The sequence below is a fragment of the Actinoplanes sp. 13 genome (genome assembly GCF_056134165.1).
Genome location: NZ_JBVYOQ010000011.1, coordinates 171,702 through 185,801, shown reverse-complemented (window position 1 = coordinate 185,801; position 14,100 = coordinate 171,702). Strand labels below are relative to the sequence as shown.

General features: G+C 70.1%; 16 protein-coding genes. 6 read left to right on the top strand and 10 right to left on the bottom strand.

All coding sequences use genetic code 11. From position 1 onward, the window contains the following. Position 1: 1 nt before the first annotated feature. The 4 genes from AC0NH5_RS22635 to AC0NH5_RS22620 all read right to left on the bottom strand — a co-directional run bounded on the left by AC0NH5_RS22635 (position 2) and on the right by AC0NH5_RS22620 (position 3,530). The gene (locus AC0NH5_RS22635; protein WP_474407037.1) at positions 2 to 616 is read right to left on the bottom strand and encodes a DUF305 domain-containing protein; all 615 of its coding nucleotides are present in this window, start codon (positions 614 to 616) and stop codon (positions 2 to 4) included. After that, positions 613 to 1,434 (bottom strand): lytic polysaccharide monooxygenase, encoded by an 822-nt coding sequence (locus tag AC0NH5_RS22630; RefSeq protein ID WP_474407035.1) that lies wholly within the window; start codon positions 1,432 to 1,434, stop codon positions 613 to 615. Before AC0NH5_RS22630 ends, AC0NH5_RS22635 begins: the two co-directional genes overlap by 4 nt. 93 nt (positions 1,435 to 1,527) lie before the next feature. After that, on the bottom strand, positions 1,528 to 2,847 hold the full coding sequence (locus tag AC0NH5_RS22625; protein WP_474407033.1) for a HAMP domain-containing protein: 1,320 nt from the start codon (positions 2,845 to 2,847) through the stop codon (positions 1,528 to 1,530). Continuing rightward, positions 2,844 to 3,530, bottom strand: a complete 687-nt coding sequence (locus AC0NH5_RS22620) for a response regulator transcription factor (protein WP_474407031.1) — start codon at positions 3,528 to 3,530, stop codon at positions 2,844 to 2,846. Before AC0NH5_RS22620 ends, AC0NH5_RS22625 begins: the two co-directional genes overlap by 4 nt. Positions 3,531 to 3,566: 36 nt before the next feature. Between AC0NH5_RS22620 and AC0NH5_RS22615 the strand changes: the two genes are divergently transcribed. From AC0NH5_RS22615 to AC0NH5_RS22605, 3 genes are all read left to right on the top strand, one after another. Next, a complete protein-coding gene (locus AC0NH5_RS22615; protein ID WP_474407028.1) occupies positions 3,567 to 4,184 on the top strand; it encodes a DNA mismatch repair protein MutL in 618 nt (205 codons plus the stop codon). A 339-nt stretch (positions 4,185 to 4,523) separates the two neighbouring features. Next, a complete protein-coding gene (locus AC0NH5_RS22610; protein WP_474407154.1) occupies positions 4,524 to 5,117 on the top strand; it encodes a biotin transporter BioY in 594 nt (197 codons plus the stop codon). Positions 5,118 to 5,188: 71 nt separating this feature from the next. Further along, positions 5,189 to 5,752 (top strand): GNAT family N-acetyltransferase, encoded by a 564-nt coding sequence (locus tag AC0NH5_RS22605; protein WP_474407025.1) that lies wholly within the window; start codon positions 5,189 to 5,191, stop codon positions 5,750 to 5,752. Here the strand turns inward: AC0NH5_RS22605 and AC0NH5_RS22600 are convergent. Further along, complete coding sequence (locus tag AC0NH5_RS22600) at positions 5,739 to 6,464, bottom strand: YqjF family protein (protein ID WP_474407022.1); 726 nt, start codon at positions 6,462 to 6,464, stop codon at positions 5,739 to 5,741. The two genes, AC0NH5_RS22605 and AC0NH5_RS22600, sit on opposite strands and share 14 nt — an antisense overlap. A 124-nt stretch (positions 6,465 to 6,588) precedes the next feature. Between AC0NH5_RS22600 and AC0NH5_RS22595 the strand changes: the two genes are divergently transcribed. Both AC0NH5_RS22595 and AC0NH5_RS22590 read left to right on the top strand, forming a co-directional pair. Next, on the top strand, positions 6,589 to 6,942 hold the full coding sequence (locus tag AC0NH5_RS22595) for a DUF3311 domain-containing protein (RefSeq protein WP_474407019.1): 354 nt from the start codon (positions 6,589 to 6,591) through the stop codon (positions 6,940 to 6,942). A gap of 10 nt (positions 6,943 to 6,952) precedes the next feature. Further along, positions 6,953 to 8,626 (top strand): sodium:solute symporter family protein, encoded by a 1,674-nt coding sequence (locus tag AC0NH5_RS22590; RefSeq protein ID WP_474407152.1) that lies wholly within the window; start codon positions 6,953 to 6,955, stop codon positions 8,624 to 8,626. On the opposite strand, the gene AC0NH5_RS22585 is transcribed toward AC0NH5_RS22590, so the two are convergent. Continuing rightward, positions 8,623 to 8,994 carry a hypothetical protein gene (locus AC0NH5_RS22585; protein WP_474407017.1) on the bottom strand — a complete coding sequence of 124 codons (372 nt, stop codon included), beginning with the start codon at positions 8,992 to 8,994 and terminating at the stop codon, positions 8,623 to 8,625. The genes AC0NH5_RS22590 and AC0NH5_RS22585 overlap by 4 nt on opposite strands. Before the next feature lie 219 nt (positions 8,995 to 9,213). On the opposite strand from AC0NH5_RS22585, the gene AC0NH5_RS22580 reads away from it, so the two are divergent. Further along, complete coding sequence (locus tag AC0NH5_RS22580; RefSeq protein WP_474407015.1) at positions 9,214 to 9,570, top strand: ArsR/SmtB family transcription factor; 357 nt, start codon at positions 9,214 to 9,216, stop codon at positions 9,568 to 9,570. On the opposite strand, the gene AC0NH5_RS22575 is transcribed toward AC0NH5_RS22580, so the two are convergent. The 4 genes from AC0NH5_RS22575 to AC0NH5_RS22560 all read right to left on the bottom strand — a co-directional run bounded on the left by AC0NH5_RS22575 (position 9,542) and on the right by AC0NH5_RS22560 (position 14,075). Beyond that, positions 9,542 to 10,789 carry a calcium-binding protein gene (locus AC0NH5_RS22575; RefSeq protein WP_474407012.1) on the bottom strand — a complete coding sequence of 416 codons (1,248 nt, stop codon included), beginning with the start codon at positions 10,787 to 10,789 and terminating at the stop codon, positions 9,542 to 9,544. The two genes, AC0NH5_RS22580 and AC0NH5_RS22575, sit on opposite strands and share 29 nt — an antisense overlap. A 202-nt stretch (positions 10,790 to 10,991) precedes the next feature. Continuing rightward, positions 10,992 to 11,783 carry a sugar phosphate isomerase/epimerase family protein gene (locus tag AC0NH5_RS22570; protein WP_474407009.1) on the bottom strand — a complete coding sequence of 264 codons (792 nt, stop codon included), beginning with the start codon at positions 11,781 to 11,783 and terminating at the stop codon, positions 10,992 to 10,994. Beyond that, positions 11,780 to 12,922 (bottom strand): dihydrodipicolinate synthase family protein, encoded by a 1,143-nt coding sequence (locus AC0NH5_RS22565; RefSeq protein WP_474407006.1) that lies wholly within the window; start codon positions 12,920 to 12,922, stop codon positions 11,780 to 11,782. Before AC0NH5_RS22565 ends, AC0NH5_RS22570 begins: the two co-directional genes overlap by 4 nt. Position 12,923: 1 nt before the next feature. Further along, positions 12,924 to 14,075, bottom strand: a complete 1,152-nt coding sequence (locus tag AC0NH5_RS22560) for a Gfo/Idh/MocA family protein (protein WP_474407004.1) — start codon at positions 14,073 to 14,075, stop codon at positions 12,924 to 12,926. Between the last annotated feature and the right edge of the window lie 25 nt (positions 14,076 to 14,100).

The window sequence follows — 14,100 nt, the reverse complement described above, 5'->3', positions numbered from 1 at the left end:
GTCAGCTGTTGAGCAGTTTCAACATCTGCTGCACCTGATCGGCGCGGGACTGCTTGACCCGCTCGGCGTACGACTTGGCCAGGTCGTTGCTGCCCTTGTCCAGCTCCAGGCCGGCCATCTCGATCGCGTTGTGCTGGTGCGCCAGGAAGAGGTTGAGGAAGGCGGTCTCGAACTTCTTCGGCCCGATCGTGCGCAGCGCCTCGATCTCCTCGTCACCGGTGCTGGGCATCCCGCCGTGGTCGGCGTGCAGACTGACCCGCTTGTCGACGGTGGTCTGCTTGCCCCACTCGGTGAGCCAGTTCTTCATCATGCCGACCTCGTCGGACTGGGTGGCCTGCACGGCCTTCGCCAGGTCGACGACCTCGGGGCGCTGCGCCCGCTCGGCGGCGATCTCCACCATCGTCAGGCCCTGCTCCTGGTTGTCCACCAGCATCTGCAGGAACATCACGTCGGTGTCGTTGTAGGTGGACCCCGCGCTGATCTCCGAGACGTTCTTGACGTTCTGGGTCTGCGCGGTCTCGGCCTTCGGTGCCGCGGTGTCCTTGCTGGTGTCGGTACCGCACGCCGCGAGCAGGAACGGCGCGGCCAGCGCGACCGCTACGAACCGGCGCTTCACAGCGGCAGCCAGAGGGCGAGCGTCCAGATGGACGGCTCCCAGCTGCGGATCGACGAGTGCGCCTGGCGGCACTCGTACGTCACACCCTGGAAGGTCACCTTGTCCCCGACCTTGTACGCCACTCCCGGCGCCCACTGCTGGCCGGCTCCCGTGCCCGGGTTCGACGTGGCGGTCGGCGCGGTCGTCGCGGTCGGCGCTGCCGTGGTGGGGGCGGTCGTCGGGGCCTTGGTCGGGGCGGTCGTCGGCGCCTTGGTCGGGGCGGTGGTGGGTGCCTTGGTCGGCGGCGTCGTGGCGTTGCCGCCACCACCACCGATGTTGAGGTCCACGCAGCTGTAGAAGGCCATCGGGGTGTCGCCGATGTTCCAGACCGCGAGCACGGTCTTCTTGCCGGAGAAGCCGCTCACGTCGACCCGGTGCGAGACGGTCGCGTTCGGGATCTGGTTCTTGTCGTCGAACGAGGCGATCTGCTTGCCGTCGATCGAGTACGTCCAGGTGGCGGTGCGGTGCCGGGCGGTCAGCACCCAGTTGAAAGTGGCCGTGTTGCCGACGGTCGCGGCCGGCCAGTTCCGGGATTCGTCGTTGAGCACCGAGAAGGCGCTGTTCCCACCGTTGCACTGGGTGGAGCCCTTCGGGGCCTCGACGCTCTGCGGCTCGAACTGGATGGCCCCGCAGTTCGCCACCGTGCCGGCCGCGCAGAGCGCCTGGCGGCTGGGCGGCGAGGAGACATATCCGTGCGCCAGGGCCGGGGACGACGCGACGACCAAGCTCGATGCGACCATCCCGAGGGTAGCCAGCGGGTAGGTGATCTTCCTGCGCATGTCAGCTCTCCAGACATCTCGTCCTGGCGGTTGTTACGAGCCGGAACGCTATGGGGAGCTGCCATAAGGGAGCCTTAAAGCGACCGAAAACCCTTATGAAACCGCACGGCGGCCGCGGCGCTGCGGCGTTTCCGAGGGCTCGGGCGCGGCGTGCATCAGGAGGCCGACGCGCGCGCCGCCGAGCGGGCTGCGGTCGATGACCAGTTGCCCGCGAACAGTCTCGGCAGCACGGCGGACGATGTCCAGACCCAGCCCGGTCGAGCCGGCACCGCTGAACCCCCGCCGCACCGCGCTCGCCGGGTCCGCGATGCCCGGGCCGGCGTCGTCGACGAGCAGGCCGCTGGCCGAGACCAGCACCCGGAACGCCACCCCGTCCGGGGTGTGCGAGAAGACGTTGCCCAGCATGGCGTCCACCACGAGGATCACCTCGCTGCGCGGCATCGGCACCATCACCGGTTCGTTGCCGCCGACCACCTCCCAGGGTCGCTCCTGGTCCTCGGCCAGCACCGACCAGAACGCCAGCCGGTCGGCGAGCACCTCGACCAGGTCGCACTGCTCCGTGCCGCGCTTCTCGATGCTGCCCAGCCGGGCACCCGTGATGATCGCCTCGAGCTCCTCGTCGAGCAGGTCACAGGCCTGCTGCATCCGTTCCGCGATCGGGCCGGGCGGCATCGCCTCCACGTCGAGCCGCAGACCCGTCAAGGGCGTACGCAAGCGGTGTGAAAGATCGGCGGCAAGCTCGCGCTCGCGGTCGAGGAGCCGGCGCAGATCGTCGGCCATCGTGTTGAAGTCGCGGGCCGCGTCGCGCAGCTCACGCGGGCCGGTCGGGGTGATCCGCTCGTTGAGCTCGCCACCGCCGAGGCGGCGCGTCGCCGCCGCGAGCTGGCGGGTGGACCGCACCAGCTGGCTGCCGAGCCGGTCGGCCAGCAATGTCGAACCGCCGACCAGGATGATCGCGAGCCCACCGAGGGCGAGCCAGGCGGTCCGCACCCCGCGCCGCGTCTCCTCCTGCGGGACGAAGACCTCGACCACGACGGTACGACCATCGGTCATGACCGTGGGCTGGAGGTATGCGATGCCACCGGGCGCCTCAGCGGTCGCCGAACGCCGTTCCTGCAACGCCCGCCGCACCGTGGCATCGGTGAGGTGCGAAACCCCGATCGGGTCCAGCTCGGGCAGGTGCACGGCCATCTGGCCGGCACTGCCGGCCGTGGTGCTGGCCACCGCGTTGGTCAGGTTCACCAGGTCGCTGTCCACGCCCAGCACGGTCACCATCGAGGTGGCCTGCTGCCGCGCCTCCGAGATGGCCCGGTCATAGGCGATCTGCCGGGTGGCCACGGCGAGCGGCACGAGAAACGCCAGCGCCACCATCGACGTGATGGCCAGCGCCAGCCGGTTCAGCGCCCACCTCACTGCGGATCGACCATCATGACGCCCACCCCTCGGACGGTGTGCAGGAAACGGGGCTTGGCGGCCGTCTCGCCGAGCTTGCGGCGCAGCCAGGAGATGTGCACGTCGATCGTCTGTTCCTCGCCGATCCGGGCCTGTTGCCAGACCTGGTTCATCAGCTCCCGCCGGCTGATCACCTGACCGACGCGCTCGGCCAGGTAGGCCAGAACGTCGAACTCCCGCCGGGTCAGCTGCAGCGGCTCACCGCGCAACTCCACCCGGCGCTGCCTCGGCATGATCACCAGCTCACCCACCGTGATGGTGTTGGGCTGCTGCTCCTGGGTGCTCCGGGCCCGGCGCAGCACCGCCGAGATGCGGGCCAGGATGTGCCCGCCGGAGAACGGTTTGGTCACGTAGTCGTCGGCGCCGGCCTGGAGCAGCGCGATGATGTCCGCCTCGGACCGGCGGGCGGTCGCCACGATCACCGGGACGTCGGAGACCGTACGCATCATCCGCAGCGCGTCGGTGCCGTCGATGTCGGGCAGCCCGAGGTCGAGGATGACCAGGTCGGGACGCTCCTGAGTGACGATCCGCAACGCGGCGGCAGCCTGCCCCACCGGGCGCACGACGTGCCCGGCGTCGGTCAGCGCACGGGTCAGCGCCGCCGTGATGATGCGGTCGTCCTCGACCAACAGGATCAACGCCATGGCGCAAACAATAGGGGCAGGTGAGAAGATGCCATCGTGCGATCTTCCAGGTGGCTGCCGATAGCCGGGTGGTGTGTGGCCACGGCGACCAGCATCGTGCTCGCCTCGTTCGCGCTGTCCCCGGTTCTCAACGCGGCCCGTGCCGAGAGCGGCGCCCTGCCCGACCTCGACCAACTGCCGCCCGCCCAGGTCGCGGTCACCACGACCAGCTCACCGACCCCGCCGCCGGCCGCGCCGGAGCGTCCCGAGCCGACCGGGGACTCGCCCGGGACACCGGGCCCGAAGCCGACGAGGACGCCCCGGAAGCCGACGTCGAAACCGGCCACCACCGCCCCCGCGACGACCGCGCCGGCCGCGACCACGACGCCGCCGACGACGACCGAGAACGGGTGGACGGTCACCAGGGGTGACGACGGTGTTAAGACGTATGTGCGGACGTTCCGCTGCGACGGCGGGCAGGCGGTCATCAGGATGACCGACCGCGGCACGGTCGCCCTCGTCACCGCGACGCCGGCGGACGGCTACAGCGTGCAGAAGCAGGGCTCGGACACGAACCTCGCCATCTATTTCACGTCCACCGCGCGCAGCTTCGTCATCCACGCGCAGTGGCACAACGGCGAGCCACTCGTCGACGTCACCGAGATCGGCGCCTGACCGGTCCCGCGGGCCGGTCAGCGTCGCCGGCGGGTCGCACGGGGACCAACGCCGCCGACGTGTCCATGCCGGACCTCGGGCCCGGGCGGACGAGGCGGGCCCCGGGACGTTTACCGGACCGGCACCGGGTACATCAACATCTGGACGCTCACGTTCTGAGCACGCGCCCGGACCAAGAGTGCCGTCACGGCGGCATTCCAGGTCCGGGCTCTTGTGAACGATCACCACATCATCACAGTTGATCGCCGGCCCCGCCGTTGCGGCCGATCCGGCCCTAAAGTGCCTGCCAAGCCAGCGGGGCAGAAGGGATGTGCGGTGACCTACAGCGCTTTCGGCACGATGGTTCCCGGCCGTCCCACCGGTGTCCTGGCCGACGTCTGGGGACGCTCGGCGGTGCGGGACGTGCTCCTGGTCGCCGGTGCCGCGGCCGCGGTTGGCGCCGCCGCCCAGATCGCCCTCCCGGTGCCCGGCTCGCCCGTGCCGATCACCGGGCAGACCTTCGCGGTGCTGCTCGCCGGCGCCGCACTCGGCGCGAGCCGGGGCGCGGCCGGCATGCTGCTGTACGCGGTGGCCGGCGCGCTCGGCGTGCCCTGGTTCGCCGGCGGGGAGTCCGGCTGGCCCGCCGCCACCGGCGGTTATCTGCTCGGGTTCATCCTGGCCGCGGCGCTCACCGGTCAGCTCGCCGCGCTCGGCGCGGACCGCAGGCCGGGGCTGAGCGTCGTGCTGATGGTCGCCGGAAACGCCTTGATCTATCTGATCGGCGTGCCCTGGCTCGCCTTCGCCACCGGCATGGACCTGCCGTCCGCGCTGGCCAACGGGTTCGTCCCGTACGTGCTCGGCGACGTTCTGAAGACGGCGCTGGCGGCGGCTCTGCTGCCCTGCGCCTGGCTGCTGGTCAACCGTCGCATGAACGACGACAGTCACCGCATCTAGGCCGCACCACGCGTCCACAGGCGGAACACACAGGCTGTGGATAACTCGAACGCCTGTGCGAAGATCTCGGGATGCCCGAGTTGCGTCCCGAGTACCCGATCCTGACCGAGCGGCTGTCGCTGCGCCCGCTGACCACGGCCGACGTGGAGGCCATGCTCGCCTACCGGAGCCGGCCCGACGTCTGCCGGTACGTGCCGTTCGAGCCGATGACCCGCGAGGTCGTCGAGGAACGCCTTCGCGGCATCTGGGCCACCACGGCCGTCACCGACGAGGGACAGGCTCTGGGGCTCGGCGTGGAGCTGCGGGCCACCGGGGAGCTGGTCGGTGACGTGCTGCTCTTCTGGCACAGCAGGGAGCACCTCGGTGGCGAGATCGGTTACGTGTTCAACCCGGATTTCGCCGGTCACGGGTACGCGACCGAGGCCGCCCGGGAGATGCTTCGGCTGGGTTTCCGCGAGTTGGGCCTGCACCGGATCGTGGCCCGCGTCGACGAGCGCAACCAGGCCTCGGCGAACGTGGCCCGGCGACTCGGGATGCGCCAGGAGGCCCGGCTCGTCGAGAACGAGATGTTCAAGGGCGAGTGGAGCAACGAGCTGCAGTTCGGGATGCTGGCGGCCGAGTTCACAATGCCCTGATGATGCGGGGCAGCCCGATCCGGGTGCGGACGCCGGGCGAGTAATGCACCAGCGGGGCGCCGTGCGGCTCGGGCAGTCCGGCCGCACGGGTCAGGTCCTCGCGCAGTTCCAGCAGCTCGGCCCGGTGCAGCGGCCACGCCGGATGCCAGACGTCGGCCGTGACCAGGCGTCCCGCATGCCTGGTGTAGAGCCGGTGGCGCGCGGTGAGGAAGTGGTCGAGCTCGCCGAGACCGGCCTCGGGAATCTCGGCCCCGGACCGCACGCTGATCCGGTACCCGGCGCCACGTGGCTCCAGATGGCGGCTGCCCTGATAGGTGGTGACGTCGCCGTCGCGGCGCAGGGACATCCGGGCCCAGCGATAGGGCAGGCCCAATCCGGCGCGAGCCGCGGCCACCGCCGCCAGGCGGGCGGCGTCGAGCGAGAAGAACCAGATCCCCGGCACGCCGTCCGGGCCGGTCACGTACGTGCGCACGTTGGTCTCCGGGAAACGTGACAGCCAGGGCAGCTCGGGCAGTTTCGGCGGCCTGACCTCGCACATCAGGAACGGGATCAGCCCGACCCAGGCATCGCCGTCGATGGTGTGCGGGGCCAGCCCGGCGGGAAGCAGGGGCCGCAACGCCTCGGCCGGATAGCGCCAGTGCAGGAAGGTCAGCTGCCGCCACTGCTGAATCATCATGGCGGTCCGGATCTCGGCCATCGGCGGAGCGAGCATGCGCCAAGTGTGCATCGAAGACCGAACGGCCGATGGTGCCTCGTCCGAATGGATGATCATGGTGATATTGATCACCTGCGAACATTGCGCCCGGTGGAGACTTGATCACGCTCCGGAGGCTGGCATGGCGGACTGGCGTTACGGATCACCCGACTGGCACACCCCGGTGCAGGGGCCACCGCCGGAGTGGCCGCCGCGCGCCGAGGTCCCCCGCACCATGCCGACGTCCCGTCCGCGGCACGCCGCGCCGGAGGACGCGCGGGTGGACCGGCGCACGCTTCGCGGCTTCTTCCGGCGTCCCGACGCTGACCGGCGCAACTGGCTGCTGCTGATCCCGATCGTGGTGCCCCTGACGCCGTGGATCTACAACAGCTTCGAGCCGACCTTCCTCGGGCTGCCGTTCTTCTACTGGAGCCAGCTGGGATTCGCGTTCCTGGCCAGCTCGGTCATCGCGTACGTGCATCTGAAGGCGCGCTGACATGCCCGACATGGACGCCCAGGCGGTACAGCTCACCGTCTTCGCGCTGATCTTCGGTGTGGTCGCGGTGATGGGCTTCGCGGCTTCCCGGTGGCGGCGCCCGAACGACCTGCACAGCCTCGAGGAGTGGGGGCTCGGCGGGCGGGCGTTCGGCAACTGGGTGACGTTCTTCCTGCTCAGCGGCGACGTCTACACGGCATACACGTTCGTCGCGGTGCCCACCCTGGTGTACGGCCTGGGCGCCGCCGGCTTCTTCCCGGTGCCGTTCCTGGTGATCGTCTACCCGATGCTCTTCGTGGTGCTGGCCCGGTTCTGGTCGGTCTGCCATGTGCACGGTTTCGTGACACCGGCCGAGTTCGTCCGGGCGCGGTTCGGCTCCCGTGAACTGGGCACGCTGATCGCGGTGCTGGGGATCGTCGCCACCATGCCGTACATCGCCCTCCAGCTGATCGGCATCGAAGCGGTCTTCGAGGTGATGGGTCTGCCCAAGGGCTGGCCGTTGACGGTGGCGTTCGTGGTGCTCGCGCTCTACACGTTCAGCTCCGGGCTGCGCGGGCCGGCTCTCGTCTCGATCGTCAAGGACGCCCTGATCCTCTGGGCGGTGCTCTCCGTCGTGATGATCGTGTCGATGATGCCGGGCGGGTGGGACACCGTGTTCCGGGTGGCGCAGGACAAGTTCACGGCCACCCCGCGGACCGACGACGGGCTGCTGCTCGCACCGCAGAGCCAGCTCAACTACGTCACGCTCGCGCTGGGCTCGGCGGTCGCGCTGTTCCTCTACCCCCACACGCTGACCGGGGTGCTGGCCTCACGGAACCGGGGCACGCTGCGACGGAACCTGGCCGTGCTGCCGATCTACACGCTCACGCTGGGCATCCTGATGCTGGTCGGGTTCGCCGCGATCTACAGCGACACCCAGGCCGTCGGCGGGAACAGCAACACGGTCGTACCGCAGTGGTTCGCCGAGAATGCGCCGGCCTGGGGCGCCGGCATGGTCTTCGCGGCGATCGGCGTCGGCGCCATGGTGCCGGCGGCGATCATGTCGATCGCCGCGGCGAACCTGTTCACCCGGGACATCTACCGCGAGTACTTCCGGCCCGGCGCCTCCGCCAAGGAGGAGACGTACGTCAGCAAGACCGTCTCGCTCACGGTGAAGTTCGGCGCCCTTCTGGTGATCCTGCTGCTCAACACGCAGTTCGCGATCGACCTCCAGCTCATCGGCGGAGTCGTGATCATGCAGACGCTGCCCGCCGTGGCGCTCGGCCTCTACACCAACTGGTTCCACCGGTGGGCGCTGGCCGGCGGGATCGGCGCCGGGCTGCTCGTCGGCATGGTCATGCTCTATCAGGTGCCGAAATACGGCGGCGCGGACGGCCGGACCGTGGTGCGGGAGCACTTCGGCGGGTCGGCCTGGCCGTTGGACACCATCGGCATCGACAGCGACGCCAGCATCTACGTCGGCATCGTGGCGCTGGCGGTGAACCTGATCGTCACGTTCGTGACCACGCCGATCTTCCGGGGACTCGGCGTCCCGGACGGTCCCGACGCCACTCTGGACAACGACTACGTGGCCGACGAGGGCGACCCGACGGTACGCCGGATGACCGAGATCCTGGACGGCGACCCGGTGCGCGAACCCGCGCCCGAACCGGTGTCGTTCTTCGAGCCGGTCCGCCGGCGCTAGATGTCGAGGCCTTCCTCGATGCGCTTCAGCTGGTGCCGGGCGAGCGCGAGGTTCGCCCGGTCCTTGTTCAGCGCCAGATAAAGGAAGAGACCCTGCCCCGACCGCCCGGTCAGCGGACGGATCAGGTGGTACTGCGTCTCGAGGCTCACCAGCATGTCCTCGATGCTCTCGTGCAGGCTGAGCATTTCCATGGTGCGCAGCTTCGCCCGGATCACCTCGGTGTTCACCGCGGCCGCCACGGTCAGGTCGAAGTCCCTGGTCCCGCCCGCGATACCCAGCGCCATCCCGCTCGATCGGTCGACGAGCGCGACGCCGATGGCGCCGTCGATCTGCATCGCGTCCTTGAGGGCTACATCCATGTCCGGCATTGCGTTTCCTCCCCGGCTGATCCGTCTGATTCCAGCCTCGCCGACCCCTCGGGATTCGGGTCGCACCGGCTGTCCGATCAGGACGGGGCGGGCCGTGGGAATTTTTACTGTGTGCGGAGCGATTGCGGATTTCTGCAACTCCGAAATTGCTCATCTGCCGTAACCGCGTCACGTCCACCGCGTTGAGTCGCGGAGAGCCCTATCGGAGGGACGCGCGCCGTGTCAGTGCCGCTGTACCAGGCGAAGGCCGAGATGTTCCGGACCCTCGGTCATCCGGTACGGATCCGCGTGCTGGAACTGCTGCAGGACGGCGCGAGACCGGTCCGCGACCTGCTCGCCGAGATCGACGTGGAGGCCTCGAACCTCTCGCAGCAGCTCGCGGTGCTGCGCCGGGCCGGCATCGTGACCTCGTTCCGGGACGGCGCACTGGTGATGTACGCGCTGAGCACCCCGGATGTCGCCGACCTGCTCGCGGCAGGCCGGCGCATCCTCGGGGCGGTTCTCACCGACCGTGACGGGCTCCTGGTGGAGCTGCGCGGGACAGACGCTAGGGCCCGGCCACGTTCTCGCAGTTGAGGGCGGTGTCGCCGGTCCACAGTTCACAGCCGTCGGTGTCCGGCCCGCCGTCGAGCTGTTCCGCTGCACCGTCCTCGTCGCCGCCGTCGAGGAAGTCGTCGCCGGCCTCGCCGAACAGCAGGTCCGTGCCCGGGCCGCCGAACAGATAATCGGCTCCCGCACCGCCGCGGAGCGTGTCGTTGCCCGGTCCGCCGTCGAGGCTGTGGTCACCCGGTCCGCCGGAGAGCTTGTCGTTGCCGCCCCCGCCCCAGATGCGTTCGACGTCGGTGGCGATGGTGTCGCCCTCACCCTTGGCGCCGTCGTCGCCCTTGACCCCGTCCGCGTCGGCGACCAGGTCCTCGGAGTACTGGGTGTACGACACGAGGTCCTGTTCGCGACCGGCGCCACCGGAGTAGTAGTCGGCGCCCTTGGCGTTGCCGTTGATGGCGTCGGCGTCGATGAAGTCGGGACCCGCGCCGCCGTACACCCGGTCGTTGCCGTCCTCAGGATGCAGCTCGTCGCGGCCGTCGCCGCCGGAAAGGAAGTCGTCGCCCGCGCTGCCGTCGATGTAGTCGTCGCCGGCGCCGCCCCAGACGGAGTCGTTGCCGTCCTCGCCGATCAGCCAGTCCCGCTCGGCCCCACCGTCGATGACGTCGTTGCCGCCGGCGCCGAAGATCTCGTCCTTGCCCCCGGCGCCGTAGATCCGGTCCACGCCGTCGCCACCCCAGATGGTGTCCTTGGCAGCGTCGCCGTAGATCGTGTTGGTGCCGGTCCAGCCCCAGATGTGGTCCTCGCCGCCGCCGCCGTGGATCCGGTCGGAGCCGGTCCAGCCGTGCAGTTTGTCGTTGCCCGAGCCGCCGATGACCACATCGTTGCCGGTGCCGCCGTCCGCGTACGTCGCCAGGCCGGTGTTGTTGCGGATCGAGTCGTTGCGGTCGTAGGTGTAGACCCGCACCAGTTTCGGCGCCTTGCCGGTGCGGCACCGGACCTTGGTCTTGTCGCCCTTGACCTTCTTGCAGCCCTTGCCGGCCTTGACGGCCACCCGGTCGTCGATGGTGACGGTGTTCCCGGACCGGGTCACCACGACCTGGTTCTGCGCCTTCTTGGCGGCCTTGTACTGCACCGTGCTCACACCAGCGGTGGCCACTGCGGTGGTGGCGGCCTGTGCGGGTGCGCCGGCGAGCAGGCCGGCCGAGACGGTGGTGAGCAGGATGACAGCGAGATGCGTGGAGCGTCGCATGATTCTCCCCCGTGGATCCGCCGGCGGACGCCGCGCGGATCATGAGCATAGGGCTCGATGCGGTCCGAACTGGATCGTCCGAAAGGGCCGACCGGCCCCGCACTGCCTTGACGGCGTGGAGACAGTGCGGGAGCCGGCCGGCTGACCGGGGCCGATCCGCGTGATCGCCGTTGACCGTGGCGGCCGGACCCGGAGCAGGGGGTCAGATCGTGCGGTACCCGGCGATCGTCGCGGCCAGGATCTCCTGGCCGGGGCGACCCCAGAGCTCCTCGTTCATCACCTCGACCTCGATCGGACCGGTATAACCGGCCTTCTCGACAGCGGAGTGGAAGGCGCGCATGTCGATGCATCCGTCACCGGGCAGACCGCGCCCGGTGAGGACACCGGCCGGCAGCGGGGTGATCCAGTCGGCGAGCTGGTAGATCGCGATCCGCTCGCCGGCTCGGGCGATCTTGTCGAGCGCGGTGTCGTCCCACCACAGGTGGTACGTGTCGACGGTGACGCCGACCTGACCGGCGGGATGCTGCTCGGCGATCGCCATCGCCTGGTCCCAGGTGTTGATCACGCAGCGGTCGGCGGCGTACATCGGGTGCAGCGGCTCGATCGCGAGGGTCACCCCGGCGGCGGCCGCGTGCGGCACCAGCTGCGCGATCGCGTCGGCCACGTGGGCACGGGCGCCGGCTATGTCCTTCGAGCCCGCCGGCAGGCCACCGGAGACCAGCACCAGCACCGGCGCGCCGAGGGCGGCGGCCTCGTCGACGGCCCGGCGGTTGTCGTCGAACCAATCCGGCGCCTGGAAGAAGCCGCTGCGGCAGAGCGAGGTCACGGTGAGGCCGGCGTCGTGCACCAGTGCGGCGGAGCGCTCCAGGCCGTACTCCGCGACCGGCTCCCGCCAGAGCGCCAGCTGCTCGACGCCGGCCCTGGTCAGACCGTCGACCAGCTCGGGCAGGGCCCAGTGCTTGGCGGTGATCTGGTTGAACGAGAACCGCTTCATCCGGCCATCACCTCGAAGAATCGGTTGGCCCGGTGCGCCGCGAGGTCCGGGTCGGGAAGAAGGCCGGCGGCGTCGGCCAACTCGATCAGCGTTGCGAAGTGCGGCACCGAACGGCCGGACTGGAGGCCACCGACCATGGTGAAGTGGTCCTGGTGCCCGGCGAGCCAGGCCAGGAAGACGATGCCGGTCTTGTAATAGAAGGTCGGCGTCGTGAAGATGTGCCGGGACAGCGGCACGGTCGGCGCGAAGACCCGGTCGTACTCGGCCAGGTCGTCCCGGTCCAGCGCGGCGAGGGCGGCCGCGGCGGCCGGCGCGATCGCGGCGAAGATGCCGAGCAGCGCGTCGGAATAGCCCTGCTCGTCGCCGCGGATCAGCTCGGGATAGTTGAAGTCGTCGCCGGTGTAGAGCCGTACCCCCGCCGGGAGGCGGCGGCGCAGCCGGATCTCGTGGGCCGCGTCCAGCAGCGAGATCTTGATCCCGTCCACCCGGGCCGGATTGCTGTTGACCAGCTCCAGCACGGTCTCGGTGGCCTTGTCTACGTCGGTGGAGCCCCAGTAACCCTCCAGCGCGGGGTCGAAGGCGGTGCCGAGCCAGTGCAGCACGACCGGCTTGTCCGACCGGGTTAGCAGGTCGCGGTAGATGGCGAGGTAGTCGTCGGCGTCGCGGGCGGCGGCCGCCAGATGGCGACTGCACATCAGGACCGGCACGGCGCCGGCTTCGGCGACATCGGACAGCTGTTGGTCGTACGCCCGAAGCACCTGATCGAGAGTGGCTTGACCAGGGGGAAGCTGGTCCGTCGCGACTCCCGCGACGATGCGGCCGCCGACCGCCCGGGCCTCCGCCGCGCTGCGCCGGATCAGCTCTCTGGTCGCCGTGTAATCGAGCCCCATCCCGCGCTGCGCGGTGTCCATCGCCTCGGCCACCCCGAAGCCGTGCGACCAGAGGTGATGCCGGAACCGCAGGGTGGCGTCCCAGTCCAGGACGGCCGGGGCGCCCGGCGCGTTCTCCGCCCGGGGGTCGGCGACGACGTGGGCCGCGGCGTACGCGATCCGGCTGGCCGGCGGATTGTCCGGTTTCGCCCAGCCGCCATCCGCGGAGAGGGTGAGCTGCCGCCCGCCGGGCAGGTCGACCGTCGCCATGTCAGGCGTTCCCCAGCTCGATGCGGCCGCCGTCGCGGGCCGACTTCAGGCCCGCCTCGGCCAGGCGCACGCCCCGGGCGCCGGACGCGAAGTCCCAGTGGAACGCCTCGCCGGCCACCACGTGCCGCAGGAACGCTTCCCACTGCACCTTGAAGCCGTTGTCGAACTCCTCATTGTCGGGCACCTCGGTCCACTGGTCACGGAACGACGTGCCGGACAGCGGCAGGTCCGGGTTCCACACCGGCTTCGGCGTGGTCGCCCGGTGCTGGATCTTGCAGCCGCGCAGGCCGGCGACGGCGCTGCCCTCGGTGCCGTCGACCTGGAACTCGACCAGTTCGTCCCGGTTGACCCGGACGGTCCACGAGGAGTTCAGCTGGGCCACGATGCCGCCCTCGAGCTCGAAGATCGCGTACGCGGCGTCGTCGGCGTCGGCCACGTACTCCTCGCCGCGCTCGTCCACCCGCTTGGTGATGTGCGTGGCGGTGGTGCACTGCACCGAGCGCACCGCGCCGAACAGCTCCTCCAGCACGTAGTTCCAGTGCGGGAACATGTCCATCACGATGCCGCCGCCGTCGGCCAGCCGATAGTTCCACGACGGGCGCTGGGCGACCTGCCAGTCCCCCTCGAAGACCCAGTAACCGAACTCGCCGCGCACCGACAGGATCTGCCCGAAGAAGCCGCCGTCGATCAGCCGTTTCAGCTTGCGCAGCCCCGGCAGGAACAGCTTGTCCTGCACCACGCCGCTGCGGATCCCGGCCGAGTCGGCCAGCTCGGCCAGCTCCTCGGCGGCCGCCGAGCTCTCGGCCAGCGGCTTCTCGGTGTAGACGTGCTTGCCGGCCGCGATGGCCTGGCGGATCGCCTTCTCCCGCTGCGCGGTCACCTGGGCGTCGAAGTAGATCTCGACGTCGGGCCGGGACAGCGCCGCGTCCAGGTCGGTCGTCCACTCGGTCAGCCCGTGCCGGGCCGCGATCGCGGCCAGCTTGTCCGGGTCGCGGCCGACCAGGATCAGCTCGGGCCAGATGTGCCCGCCACCGGCGAGCGGGACGCCACCCTGCTCGCGGATGGCGAGCAGCGAGCGGACCAGGTGCTGCCGATAGCCCATCCGGCCGGTCACCCCGTTGATGACGATGCCGATGGATCTGCGCGCTGCCATGTGGAACTCCTCCGGGCGGTTACGA

Excerpts from the sequence above, each read along its gene's own strand:
- AC0NH5_RS22630 (WP_474407035.1), bottom strand. The coding sequence starts at position 1,434 with ATGCGCAGGAAGATCACCTACCCGCTGGCTACCCTCGGGATGGTCGCA.
- AC0NH5_RS22620 (WP_474407031.1), bottom strand. The coding sequence starts at position 3,530 with ATGGCGTTGATCCTGTTGGTCGAGGACGACCGCATCATCACGGCGGCG.
- AC0NH5_RS22610 (WP_474407154.1), top strand. The coding sequence starts at position 4,524 with ATGGTTCCCGGCCGTCCCACCGGTGTCCTGGCCGACGTCTGGGGACGC.
- AC0NH5_RS22605 (WP_474407025.1), top strand. The coding sequence starts at position 5,189 with ATGCCCGAGTTGCGTCCCGAGTACCCGATCCTGACCGAGCGGCTGTCG.
- AC0NH5_RS22600 (WP_474407022.1), bottom strand. The coding sequence starts at position 6,464 with ATGCTCGCTCCGCCGATGGCCGAGATCCGGACCGCCATGATGATTCAG.
- AC0NH5_RS22595 (WP_474407019.1), top strand. The coding sequence starts at position 6,589 with ATGGCGGACTGGCGTTACGGATCACCCGACTGGCACACCCCGGTGCAG.
- AC0NH5_RS22590 (WP_474407152.1), top strand. The coding sequence starts at position 6,953 with ATGGACGCCCAGGCGGTACAGCTCACCGTCTTCGCGCTGATCTTCGGT.
- AC0NH5_RS22585 (WP_474407017.1), bottom strand. The coding sequence starts at position 8,994 with ATGCCGGACATGGATGTAGCCCTCAAGGACGCGATGCAGATCGACGGC.
- AC0NH5_RS22575 (WP_474407012.1), bottom strand. The coding sequence starts at position 10,789 with ATGCGACGCTCCACGCATCTCGCTGTCATCCTGCTCACCACCGTCTCG.
- AC0NH5_RS22570 (WP_474407009.1), bottom strand. The coding sequence starts at position 11,783 with ATGAAGCGGTTCTCGTTCAACCAGATCACCGCCAAGCACTGGGCCCTG.
- AC0NH5_RS22565 (WP_474407006.1), bottom strand. The coding sequence starts at position 12,922 with ATGGCGACGGTCGACCTGCCCGGCGGGCGGCAGCTCACCCTCTCCGCG.
- AC0NH5_RS22560 (WP_474407004.1), bottom strand. The coding sequence starts at position 14,075 with ATGGCAGCGCGCAGATCCATCGGCATCGTCATCAACGGGGTGACCGGC.